Annotated in this window: 10 protein-coding genes; all 10 read right to left on the reverse strand. The window is 60.9% G+C overall.

All coding sequences use genetic code 11. The features are described from left to right. Positions 1 to 16: 16 nt before the first annotated feature. Entirely contained in the window at positions 17 to 337 is a 321-nt protein-coding gene (fis, locus tag ACA072_RS03085) for a DNA-binding transcriptional regulator Fis (protein WP_007907419.1), read from the reverse strand. Further along, the gene (gene dusB / locus ACA072_RS03090; RefSeq protein ID WP_010463890.1) at positions 334 to 1344 is read right to left on the reverse strand and encodes a tRNA dihydrouridine synthase DusB; all 1011 of its coding nucleotides are present in this window, start codon (positions 1342 to 1344) and stop codon (positions 334 to 336) included. Before dusB ends, fis begins: the two co-directional genes overlap by 4 nt. A gap of 185 nt (positions 1345 to 1529) precedes the next feature. After that, positions 1530 to 2747 (reverse strand): DUF3426 domain-containing protein, encoded by a 1218-nt coding sequence (locus ACA072_RS03095; protein ID WP_497623055.1) that lies wholly within the window; start codon positions 2745 to 2747, stop codon positions 1530 to 1532. 30 nt (positions 2748 to 2777) lie between these two features. Continuing rightward, entirely contained in the window at positions 2778 to 3656 is an 879-nt protein-coding gene (gene prmA / locus ACA072_RS03100) for a 50S ribosomal protein L11 methyltransferase (RefSeq protein WP_497623057.1), read from the reverse strand. A 331-nt stretch (positions 3657 to 3987) separates the two neighbouring features. Further along, on the reverse strand, positions 3988 to 5346 hold the full coding sequence (gene accC / locus ACA072_RS03105; RefSeq protein ID WP_008153754.1) for an acetyl-CoA carboxylase biotin carboxylase subunit: 1359 nt from the start codon (positions 5344 to 5346) through the stop codon (positions 3988 to 3990). A gap of 17 nt (positions 5347 to 5363) precedes the next feature. Continuing rightward, on the reverse strand, positions 5364 to 5825 hold the full coding sequence (accB, locus tag ACA072_RS03110) for an acetyl-CoA carboxylase biotin carboxyl carrier protein (protein ID WP_054044024.1): 462 nt from the start codon (positions 5823 to 5825) through the stop codon (positions 5364 to 5366). 46 nt (positions 5826 to 5871) lie between these two features. Further along, positions 5872 to 6324 carry a type II 3-dehydroquinate dehydratase gene (gene aroQ / locus ACA072_RS03115; protein ID WP_497623059.1) on the reverse strand — a complete coding sequence of 151 codons (453 nt, stop codon included), beginning with the start codon at positions 6322 to 6324 and terminating at the stop codon, positions 5872 to 5874. Positions 6325 to 6455: 131 nt separating this feature from the next. Continuing rightward, positions 6456 to 8207 (reverse strand): protein-disulfide reductase DsbD, encoded by a 1752-nt coding sequence (locus tag ACA072_RS03120; RefSeq protein ID WP_497623061.1) that lies wholly within the window; start codon positions 8205 to 8207, stop codon positions 6456 to 6458. A gap of 190 nt (positions 8208 to 8397) precedes the next feature. After that, the gene (locus ACA072_RS03125) at positions 8398 to 10344 is read right to left on the reverse strand and encodes a methyl-accepting chemotaxis protein (RefSeq protein WP_497623063.1); all 1947 of its coding nucleotides are present in this window, start codon (positions 10342 to 10344) and stop codon (positions 8398 to 8400) included. Between the two features lie 52 nt (positions 10345 to 10396). Beyond that, on the reverse strand, positions 10397 to 12067 hold the full coding sequence (gcbA, locus tag ACA072_RS03130; RefSeq protein WP_109627786.1) for a diguanylate cyclase GcbA: 1671 nt from the start codon (positions 12065 to 12067) through the stop codon (positions 10397 to 10399). Between the last annotated feature and the right edge of the window lie 306 nt (positions 12068 to 12373).

Raw genomic sequence — 12373 nt, forward strand, 5'->3', positions numbered from 1 at the left:
TGGTTTGATTGAATGCTTACAGCAAATCGTACTGCTTGAGTTTCTTGCGCAGCGTGCCTCGGTTCAGCCCGAGCAGCTCGCTGGCCTTGGTCTGGTTGCCCTTGACGTAGTTCATCACGCACTCGAGCAGGGGCGCCTCGACTTCGGAGAGCACCAGGTTGTACACATCCGTGACGGCAGCGCCCTCAAGGTGGGCGAAATAATTGTGCAGCGCCTTCTCGACACTCCCGCGAAGGGTCTGACCTTCTTCGCTCGGCGTATTGAGGTGCTGTTTCAAATTCACGTTGTCGCTCACGGGTGTTGTTCCACTCACTAAAGTCTCGGTCATCATCGTCATGCGGCCACCCCTTCTCCGTCCCCTGTCAGGCTCTTGTAACGTTCGGCGAAGAAGCCCTGAACGTTGGCGCATTGTGCTTCCGTATCTTCCAAACGATTGAAGTGGGCGCGAAACTCCCTGGCGCCCGGCAAGGTTGCGAGATACCAGCCCACATGCTTTCGAGCGATCCGCACGCCCATGACGTCTCCATAGAAGACGTGCAGCGCAGCCAGATGCTCTAGCAGAATGCGTTCCACCTCGATCAGTTCCAGCGCCGGGAGTTTCTCGCCGGTACGCAGGAAATGATCGATCTCACGAAAAATCCACGGCCGCCCCTGGGCGGCCCGGCCTACCAGCAGGCCATCGGCACCGGTCGCGTCGAGCACGTACCGGGCCTTCTCGGGTGAATCGATATCGCCATTGGCAAAGACCGGCATCGACACCGCCTGCTTGATCGCGGCGATGGTGTCGTACTCGGCTTCACCGGTGTACAGATCGGCACGGGTACGGCCATGAACCGCCAACGCCGTAATGCCTGCCTGCTCGGCGATCTTCGCCACCGTCAGGCCGTTCTTGTTGTCCCGGTCCCAGCCGGTACGGATCTTCAAGGTGACCGGCACATCAACCGCAGCCACCACGGCCTGCAGGATCTCGGTGACCAATGCTTCATCCTTCAACAGGGCGGAGCCGGCGGCCTTGTTGCAGACCTTCTTCGCCGGACAGCCCATGTTGATGTCAATAATCTGTGCGCCCAGTTCGACGTTGGCCCGGGCCGCATCCGCCAGCATCTGTGCATCACCCCCGGCGATCTGGACCGAGCGTGGCTCGGGATCACCTTCGTGGATCATGCGCATCCGTGATTTGCGGGTGTTCCACAAGCTCATGTCGCTGGTGACCATTTCCGAGACTACAAGCCCTGCGCCCAGTCGCTTGCACAGCTGACGAAAGGGCTGGTCGGTGACGCCCGCCATGGGGGCGAGAATCAAGCCGTTGTGCAATGTATATGGACCGATGCGTACCGCCGACATAGGACTTCCCTGTTGTGGGGCCGGATCATGAGAGTTCGAAAAAGGGTTGGCATGATACCCGCTCTCGATGACTGGATAAAGGCTGAATTGAACAAAATCTGAACAGTAATTCTGTTATCGCCAGCGGTTTGGTATGAGCGGTCGAAGTCAGAAATACGCCGTCAAAGCCGTAACACTGAAGCGTTTCACTCGGGCGAATGGAAGCTCAGGCTGTAATTCACCGCTTTGGAGCCTGGATCGAGGATATCCAGTGCGATGTGGATCGGTGTTTGCGGCGGCATCTCCGCCATGCCCTCGAGGTCACCGTTGAGGTACTCGCCGGGCTTGAAACGACGGCTGGCGATCAGGTGGCCGTTAAGGTCGGCGAAGCGCAGTTCCAGCAGCGGGAAGGGCTGGGAGAAGGGCGCACGGTTGTAGATGATCGCATCGACCACCAGCGCACCGTTGAATTCAGGGTGACTGCGGACCACCAGGTTGCTGCTTTTGATTTTCGCGATATCAACCTTCGATGGAACGGTGCAACCGATTTGCGGGCACAGTTGCTGGAACCACGGACGGTATTGGTCCTGACGCGCCAGTTCGTCGAAGTGATAAGCGATGTATTGTCCGGCGAGTGCGACAGCGCCGAGCAGCACCAGTAGCAGCCAGAAAAGCCGCCGGCCCCAGGGGGAGCGACGTCTTTGCCAGTCCAGTTGCAGCGGGTCGTCGGACAGGTCCTGCAACGCCTCAGCACGTTCGGTTGACTCGCTGCGTTCGTGTCGCTTGCGCAGCGGGGCAATCGGGGGCAAGTCGTCGTCAGGTGCATCGGTTGCCGACAGGCGATCATGGCGCAGGGGCATGTCGAGCGGGTCATTCAGGCGCAGTTGCGGCACCTGAGGCTCGTCGTCCGGATCAACCGGTTCCAGCGAGAACGAAGGTTCGGTGCGCGAGTGCTTGACCGGTTCTGGCTGCGTTTCCCGTTGGTCGGCTTCGACCGCCTGGGCGCGATCGGCCGCCGATTCGCTGAAGAGGCTGTCGGACCAGGGTTCATCGTCGTGCTCGGCAGAGTCGCGCCGAGCACTGAGACCGTTTTCGCGGTGCCGGCCGAATTCGGTGGTCGGCTGGATTTCCCGTTGCTCAAGCCGGGCGAGTTCTTCGTCCAGGTCCAGGCTATCCAGATCCATTTCCGTGGCGGACCACTGCTTCTGGCTGATAGCGCGCGGTGCTGGCGGCTCGACAATGGCCGGGGCTGCAGGTGTGACGGCTTCCTTGTCGGCCCGCTGCTCAAGCAACTGCCTGGCAGCGTTGAACACCTGCAAGCATGAGCCGCAACGAACCACTCCGCGGGCCACGCTCAATTGAGCATGGCTGACGCGGAAGCTGGTTTGGCAATGCGGGCACTGGGTGACGAAGCTGTCGGTCATGCGGCGATCCGGTTTATGCAGGCGCTCATTCTAGCGCCGACGGCCAGTGATGCGCACCCAGCCATCGCGATTGGCGATCGGGTCCAGATCGAAGTCCTGGGCGTAGGCTTTGGCCACTTCTTCACCTTGCTCGGCGAGGATGCCCGAAAGCGCCAGACGACCACCGGGTTTGACCAGGCTGGACAATTGCGGCGCCAGGTAAACCAGCGGGCCGGCAAGAATGTTGGCCACCAGCACGTCGGCCTGAACCTGCGGCAGGTCTTCCGGCAGATACAGCGGGAAGAGTGCGTCGGCGATGTTGTTGCGCCCGGCGTTGTCGCGGGAGGCTTCCAGGGCTTGCACGTCTATGTCTGTGCCGACAGCTTCCTTGGCGCCCAGCAACAGGGCGGCAATCGCCAGAATCCCCGAGCCGCAACCGAAATCGAGCACGTTGCAGTCTTTGAGGTCCTGACCGTCGAGCCATTCCAGGCACAGCGCGGTGGTCGGGTGCGTGCCGGTACCGAACGCCAGGCCCGGGTCCAGCAGAATGTTCACGGCGTCGGGTTCAGGGGCCGCGTGCCAGCTTGGAACGATCCACAGGCGTTGACCGAAGCGCATGGGCTGGAAATCGTCCATCCAGCTGCGTTCCCAGTCCTGGTCTTCGATGATTTCGCTGTGATGCTCCGGCAGTGGGTTGCCGGTCAGCAGCTCAAGGTGGGCCAGCACGCTGGCGGCTTCGGTGCCACCTTCGAACAGGGCCAGCAGGTGCGTGTGCGACCACAGCGGCGTGGTGTTGAGTTCGGGTTCGAAGATCGGCTGGTCTTCGGCGTCCATGAAGGTCACCGACACGGCGCCCACTTCGAGGAAAGCGTCTTCGTAGGTTTCGGCTTGTTCTGGGCTGATGGCGAGACGGACTTGCAGCCAAGGCATGGCGGGCACCTTTGAAAAATATTGATTGCAGCCTAGCGGGCTGCGAGAAGCGCGCAAGTTTACGCGAGCGCGAAGCTTTTGTGGGAGTCGGTGCCTCCGAACACAGAAGCCCGGTTGCAACGCCCCCCTGTAGCAGCTGGCGAAGCCTGCGTCCGGCTGCGAAGCAGTCGTAAAACCTGAGTGCACGGTCTACCTGAAATACCGCGTCGCTAGCATTCACGACTGCTTCGCAGCCGGACGCAGGCTTCGCCAGCTGCTACAAGAGGGGCAGAATGAAACCTCCAGAAACAACAAAGCCGCCCGAGGGCGGCTTTGTTGATCGGGCTAAAGCTTAGTGCTTCTCGCCAGCCAGCTTGTGTTCCAGGTAGTGGATGTTGATCCCACCTTTGCAGAAGCCTTCATCGCGGACCAGGTCGCGGTGCAGCGGGATGTTGGTCTTGATCCCGTCGACAACGATTTCGTCCAGCGCATTGCGCATGCGTGCCAACGCTTCGTCACGGGTTGCGCCGTAGGTGATCAGCTTGCCGATCAACGAATCGTAGTTCGGCGGAACGGCATAACCGCTGTACAGGTGCGAATCGACGCGAACGCCGTTGCCGCCTGGAGCGTGGAAATGCTTGACCGTGCCTGGGCTTGGCATGAAGGTTTTCGGGTCTTCGGCGTTGATTCGGCATTCCAGAGCATGACCGCGGATAACCACGTCTTCCTGGGTGTACGACAACTTGTTGCCAGCGGCGATGCTGAGCATCTCCTTGACGATGTCGATGCCGGTGACCATTTCCGAAACCGGGTGCTCAACCTGAACGCGGGTGTTCATTTCGATGAAATAGAACGCGCCGTTCTCGTACAGGAACTCGAAAGTACCCGCGCCACGGTAGTTGATGTCGATGCACGCCTTGACGCAGCGTGCGAGGACTTCAGCGCGAGCCTTCTCGTCGATGCCCGGTGCCGGCGCTTCTTCAAGAACCTTCTGGTGACGACGTTGCAGCGAGCAATCGCGGTCGCCCAGATGGATGGCGTGGCCCTGGCCATCGGAAAGTACCTGAACTTCCACGTGACGTGGGTTGGTCAGGAATTTTTCCAGATAGACCATCGGGTTGCCAAACGCCGCGCCTGCTTCGGTGCGGGTCAGTTTGGCGAAGGAGATCAGGTCTTCTTCTTTATGCACAACGCGCATGCCACGACCACCACCGCCGCCAGCGGCTTTGATGATCACCGGGTAACCGACTTCGCGACCGATGCGCAGAGCGGTTTCTTCGTCTTCAGGCAGTGGGCCGTCGGAGCCCGGAACGGTTGGAACGCCTGCAGCGATCATGGCGTGCTTGGCCGAAACCTTGTCGCCCATCAGGCGAATGGTGTCGGCTTTCGGGCCAATGAACGCGAAGCCGGAATTCTCGACCTGTTCAGCGAAATCAGCGTTTTCCGCAAGGAAACCGTAGCCAGGGTGAATGGCGGTGGCGCCGGTCACTTCAGCCGCAGCGATGATGGCCGGAATGTGCAGGTAAGAGTGTGCGGCCGAGGCCGGACCGATGCAGACGGATTCGTCTGCCAGACCCAGGTGCATCAGCTCTTTGTCGGCCTTGGAGTAAACGGCGACAGTCTTGATGCCCATCTCTTTGCAGGCACGCAGAATCCGCAGGGCGATCTCACCGCGGTTGGCGATCAGAACTTTTTCCAACTTCGCAGTCATCAAAGTTTCTCCGCGGTTCAAACGATGGTGAACAGCGGTTGGTCGTACTCAACCGGCTGGCCGTCTTCGACGAGGATGGATTCGATCACACCGCTGGTTTCAGCTTCGATGTGGTTCATCATCTTCATGGCTTCGACGATGCACAGAGTGTCGCCTTTCTTCACGGTCTGGCCGACTTCAACGAAGGACGGCGAGCTTGGCGAAGACTTGCGATAGAAGGTGCCGACCATCGGCGAACGGGCAACGGTGCCGTTCAGCACTGGCGCGGCCGGAGCAGCAGGCGCTGCAGCGGCAACCGGGGCGGCAGCAACTGGCGCTGGAGCCGGAGCATGCATTGGAGCCGGTGCGTAGTACTGCTGAGCCGGGGTCTTGCTATGACGGCTGATGCGTACGGACTCTTCGCCTTCCTTGATCTCGAGCTCGTCGATGCCGGACTCTTCCAGCAATTCGATCAGTTTCTTAACTTTACGGATATCCATGAATCATCAACTCCCAAGGGTCGGTCAGGGGCGTTACGCTTGTTATTCAAGCCGTTGCCGGTCTTTCAAGCTGTTCCAGGGCGGCCTCCAGGGCCAGTCGATAACCGCTGGCGCCAAGGCCGCAGATCACTCCCACCGCTACATCGGAGAAGTAAGAGTGATGGCGGAAAGGTTCGCGTTTGTGCACGTTAGACAAATGCACTTCGATGAATGGGATGCTCACCGCCAGCAGCGCGTCACGTAATGCGACACTTGTGTGCGTAAAAGCTGCTGGGTTGATCAGAATGAAGTCCACACCTTCGCCTTTCGCGGCGTGGATGCGGTCGATCAATTCGTACTCGGCGTTGCTTTGCAGGTACAGCAAATGATGGCCGGCTTCACGGGCACGGCGTTCCAGGTCCTGGTTGATCTGCTCCAGCGTCGTAGCGCCATAGGTGCCCGGTTCACGGGTGCCGAGCAAGTTCAGGTTGGGTCCGTGCAGAACCAATAGCGTCGCCATCTGCTGTTCCTTGTTATCTGTGTGCAATTGTCAGAACCCGGCGACTATGCCGCAAAGCCTTTGTGACTGTCCAGTTCTATGCAATAGCCAGCACGATGGCCGATGTTTGCGCGAAATATGTGACCGCGTGATTAAATCCGGTCATTTGCTTTGGCAACACGTTCGGCGAAGTCTGTCGCGTTGACCTCTCCGATCACTCGCACATCGGCGCGTTCGACACCGTCCTTGCCGAAAAACATCAGGGCCGGAGGGCCGAACAGTTTGTAGCGATCGAGCAGTGCACGCTGCTCGGCATTGCTGGCGGTGATGTCGAAGCGCACGAGGCGATAGCCTTTCAAACGTTCGATGACCGTGGCGTCGTTAAGCACTTCCCGTTCGATGACTTTGCAGCTGATGCACCAGTCGGCGTACCAGTCGAGCAGCAGCGGGGTGCCTGAAGATTTTGCATCGGCGAGGACCCGGTCCAGGTCCGCCGGGGTAGTGATGGTTTGCCAGGCGCTGGTGTTTTGCAACGGTTCATTGCCGGCAACAATGCGCGGCTGGCCAATCGGGTTGAGCGGGTCGGTCTGACCGCTGAACGCCCCGAACCAACAGGCCAGTGCGTAAAACAGCAGGAACATTCCGAGCAATTGGCCGAGGCGTTTTCGCGGAGGTTTGTAGACGAATTCCAGCGCGCCCATGAACAAGCCGACGCCACCGGCCAGCAAGCCGATCAGCAGCAAGGTGATCTGGCCCGGCAATACGCGACTGACCAGCCCGATCGCCAATCCCAGCAACAACACGCCAATCGCGTTCTTCACATAGACCAGCCACGGCCCGCTTTTCGGCAGCCAGGCTGCACCGCCGGTGGCCGCGAGCAGCAGCGGTGCGCCCATGCCGAGGCCGAGCATGAATAGTTTCAATCCGCCCCCCAGCGCATCGCCGCTGGCGCTGATATAGAGCAATGCACCGGCCAGCGGCGCCGAAACGCAGGGCGACACCAGCAAGCTCGAAACCACGCCCAATACTGCGGCGCCCCACAGCGATCCGCCTTGGGTGCGCCCGGCGATCCGGTCCAGGCGACTGCTGATGACCTGTGGCAACTTGAGTTCGAACACGCCGAACATCGCCAGGGCAAACACCGCAAAAAACATCGCGAACGGCACCAGCACCCATGCCGATTGCAGGCGCGCCTGAAGGTTGAGCTGAGCGCCGAACATCCCCATCAACGCTCCCAGCAGGGCGAAGCAGATGGCCATTGGCAGTACGTAAGCGAGCGACAGATTGAAGCCGCGCAACCCGCCAACCTGACCGCGCAATACCACGCCGGAGAGGATTGGCAGCATTGGCAGCACACAAGGGGTGAAGGTCAAACCCAGGCCTGCGAGAAAGAACAAGGCGAGCTCGCGCCAGCTCCAGCTCTGTACCGTGGTGGGCGTCGGTGCGCCAATGCCATCAATGTTCAGGCGTTCGGTTTCCGGTGGATAACACAGGCCTTTGTCGGCGCAGCCCTGATAGGTCACAGCTAATGTGAAGGCGCGCGGATCGGTGCGCGGCACTTCGACGTCGAGAATGCCGTGATAGACCTCGACATCGCCAAAGTACTCATCGTGCTTTTGCTCGCCCTTGGGCAATTGCGCCGCGCCCAGGACAACCTCGGCTGGCTCGGCACGAAACTGAAAGCGATGCCGATAAAGGTAGTAACCCTCGGTCGCGACAAAACGCAGCTTGATCGATTGCGGCGTGCTGTCGACCAGGCTCAGCTGAAATGCCTCGCGCACCGGCAGGAAGTCGGCGCTGTTGTTGATCGAACCCAGGGTGGAACTGGGCCGACTCTCCAGCAACCCGGCGGCGGTGGCCGGCAGGGCGAGTACTAAAAGCAGCAGGCAGAGCAAACGGCGCATGACAATCTCGCGTATCGGAATAGGGGGCATGATAGCGGACGTCGGCCGGGTGTGCAGGGCGGGGCGTTTTTGATCGTTCCCACGCTCCGCGTGGGAATGCAGCCCGGGACGCTCCGCGTCCCAAAAGCGGACGCAGAGCTTCCATTGAGGCATTCCCACGCAGAGCGTGGGAACGATCATCAGTAAGCCATCAGACGCGGAAGGCTTGAACGGCTGTATGCAGTCGCCCACCCAGCACCAACAAGTTCTCCCCCTGCACACGTCCCTCGCCGATGCGCAGCAAGTTATCCCCACCCAATTGATGAATCCGCTCGCTGTGATCGCGAATCTCACTGACCGCACCACTCTGCTGCGCCGTGACATCGGCAATGCGCACCGCGGTGTCGGAGATGGTCTGGATCGCCCCGACGATTTTATCCAAAGCGCCGTCGGCCGCCTGAGCCTGGTTGGCCGTGGCTTCGGCGTGTTCGACCTGGGCGCGCATGCCTTCCACCGATTGCCGTGCGGCGGTTTGCAGGCCGGCGATCAACGTCTGGATCTCGGCCGTGGCACCCGCCGTACGTTGCGCCAGTGAGCGAACCTCTTCCGCTACCACCGCAAACCCGCGACCCATTTCCCCGGCGCGGGCGGCTTCGATGGCGGCGTTCAGGGCCAGCAGGTTGGTCTGGTCGGCAATCGAGCGGATCACCGTCAGCACGCCGCCGATGGTCGCCGACTCTTCAGCCAGGTGCTCGATCATCTGCGCATTGCCCTGCACTTCACCCACCAGCGCGTGCAGGCCGGTGAGGCTCAGGCCAATGACTTTCTGTCCGTGCTCGACCGCTAGACCGGCATGGCGACTGGCGTCGGCGGCCTGGCTGGCATCGCCGGCGACTTGTTGAATCGTCGCCTCCAGTTCGCCGAGAGAGTCACGGATCAGCGCGGTGTCGCCGGCCTGGTGTTCGGCGCCGCTGTGCAAGTCGTTGCTCAACTCGGCCAGGGTGCGGCTGCTGCCGGCGACCTGCTCGGCATTCAGGCGAATGGTCCCCACCAGGTCCACCAGGTACGCACGCATGCGATTGAGCGACGCTTCAATGTCGTGCAGTTCGCGATTGGTTTTGCCCAGTTGAATGTCCTGGCTGAAGTCGCCTTCGGCCCAGGTCGAAAGGGCGGGGGCGAGGTTGGTCAGCGTCCGGGCCAGTTTCCGTTGCAAGGTGTCGATCAACAAGGCGATCAGCAGAATCAGGCCGATCATCACGCCCTGCATCAAGCGCACTTCGCCCTGGATCTGCCCGTGCTGGGCGCGGACCACCGGCTCCAGCCCTGCGATGGCCTGCTGCACGTCGGCGATTTTCAGGTGCGTCGCCGTGCTGAGGTCGGTGCGTTTCTGGATCTGATCCCGGGTCCGCGCCAGCTCAGCGGGGTAGCGCGTCAGCAGGCTGTTGAGTTCCCGCTTGAGGCCGACGCCGGCATCTTCGGCGACAGCTTTTTCGCTGCTATCCAATCCCATCATCGCCGCGAAATCATCGGTGCCGGATTCATTGCTGGCGGCCACGCCGAGCAGTGGCAAGGCGCCGATCAGCTCGGACTGCGCGCGGATGCTGGCGACTTCGCGTTCGACATCGGCGGCCAATTCACTGCGACCGCTGCTGACCAGTTTGTCCCGGGCCAACGACAGTTTGCCCAAGTGCTGGGACGCGGCGAGCAAAGGCGCGAGGTACGCCGCGTTGCCGCTGGCGTATTGGCTGAGCTGGTCAAGACTGGCGCCGAGTTCGCGTTCGGCTTGCAGCAACAGCGCCTGAGGATCACCGGCGAGTTTACCGGCGGCCAGCAGGTCGGTTTTGCTGAATTCATTCAGGTTCGACAGGCTCGGACGCAACGTGTCGGCCAAGGCCGGCGGCAGTTCACCGAGTTCCTTTTGCAGGCTGTCAATGGCCTGGCTGGCGCTGCTCAGGCGCAGGGCATCGCCGCTGGCGAGGTAGTCCTCGACGTTGCGCGCCACTTCATTCTGAAATTGCTGGGACAGCCCCAGGTAACGCTCCATCAGCAGATAAGGGCGTTCGAGGGCTTTTTGCGACCACCAGAGCGTCGCGCCAAGGGCGACGCACACGGCGACTAAAAGGAGGGTGTTGAGATTGGTCAGCAGCTTAAGGCGCATCACGGGTCTACCAACGGCAGAATGGTAAGCGCCTGAAGTTATTGCGTTTCTATTACAGGGTTATGACCGAATGGGTCCATTCCGATGAAAAAGTGGCACTTTGCTTTGACGTCCGCGCCGCCTGCACACGGTTACGTCCACCGTCCTTGGCGCGGTACAGCGCTTCGTCGGCCTGGCTGGCCATCATCAGGCTGTCAGAGTGGTCGCACAGCTCCACCACCCCGGCACTGAACGTGCACCACAAATCCTGGGGCTGGGCCGGGTAGTGTATTTCAGCAAAGCGCTGGCGGATTTCATCGAGCACTTTGTGGGCCGCTTCGAGATCGGTGTCCGGCATGACAATGGCGAACTCTTCACCGCCGTAGCGGCCGATGAAGTCGGTCTTGCGCAACCGCTGCTTGAGGAACAGCGCCAGGCTCTTGATGACGCGGTCGCCCATGGGGTGGCCGTGGCTGTCGTTGACCCGTTTGAAGTGGTCGATGTCGAGCATCGCAAAGCTCAGGGGCTTGCTCTCGCGGCGGGCGCGGAAGCTGCAGTCTTCGAGCAATTGCAGGATGTGGGTGTGGTTGTACAGACCGGTCAGGCTGTCGCGGACCATCCGCGCTTTCAGATTGCGCGCCCGCGCCGCGCGGTTGCGCACGGTGGTAATCAGGTGCCGCGGCTTGATCGGTTTGGTCAGGAAGTCGTCGCCGCCTTCGCTCATGGCGTCGAGCTGCTTGTCCAGGTCGTCTTCGGCCGACAGGTAAATGATCGGCACGCTGACGTAGCGGTCGTTGTGCCGGATCACTTTGGCCAGTTCCGTGCCGGTGCAGGTCGGCATGTACATGTCGAGGATGATCAGGTCCGGCTGAAAGTCCGCCAGTTCGGCCATGGCCTGAATCGGGTCGATCAAGGTGCGCGTGACGATCCCGGCGCTGTTCAGCAAACGCTCGGTGTGCAAGGCCTGGGCGCGGGAGTCGTCGATGATCAGCACTTTATACGGTTCGTACTGGGCGACACAGGTCAGGACTTCGATCTTCTCCAGCAGGCTCGAGGCTTCGAGAGTGCCGGTGAGGAATTCCTGGCCGCCGGCACGCACGGCGGCGAGGCGGGTCGGGGTGTCGGTCTCGTGCAAACTGAAGAACAGCAGCGGTAAAGGCTCGTCCAGTCCGACCTGGGCCTCGGCGGCCAGTTTCAGGCCGATGCCGGTGCCACTGAAGTCCACGTCCATGACGATTGCCGCGGGTAGACGCTCGACCATTGAGGAGCGAAACGCCGCCACACTGTCCAGGGATTGGGCGCTGAGCCCGAAAAACTCCAGCTGCTTGGCCAGGCGCTCGGCGCGGTCGTGATCCTGCAGCATCACGTAGATCGGCTTGCGCAACGGCGGCAGGAAGGTTTGTTCGAGCTGGTCGCCGTGGCGCAGGCCGGTGCGCGACAGGCGTTGCATCAAGCGATTGAGGTCAGTGATCAGGCCGCTGCTCAGGCGTCCGCGATTGGCGTCGACCGCCTCCAGCGACAGGCCGATGTGGCGCGCCAGTTGAGTGTGTTCCGGTTGTTCGAAACGCTCGGCAAAGCGCAGCAGGCGCAGGTTGGCCTCGCTCAGTTCCGACAAATCGGTGGTGGACCACTCGCTGCGTTGCAGGCGCTGCCATATCTCAAGAATTTGACGTGCCTGATGAATTACCCGCTGGGCAAAGTGGTGCTTGAGGCGCTCACGGCTGGGGTCTTCTGGCTCGGTCATATCCTGACTACTAGTTAGGGTGCATGCTGAGATCGACTGGTGGCTCTATGCTAGCACCTCTTTTCAATCCCATGAGCGTCGTGTGTCAATAATCTGCAAAGCGGCAACATTCAGTTTCTGACTGGCTGGTCGCATAGGCTCGCCGCGGTACGCAATACTTGTAGCAGCTGGCGAAGCCTGCGTTCGGCTGCGGAGCAGTCGTCAAATCAGTCGATGCGGTGTTTCAGAAAGATCTCGCGCTCAGGTTTTACGACTGCTTCGCAGCCGAACGCAGGCTGCGCCAGCTGCTACAAAGGCGTGTGCTTC

The sequence above is a fragment of the Pseudomonas sp. LBUM1656 genome, assembly GCF_059716065.1.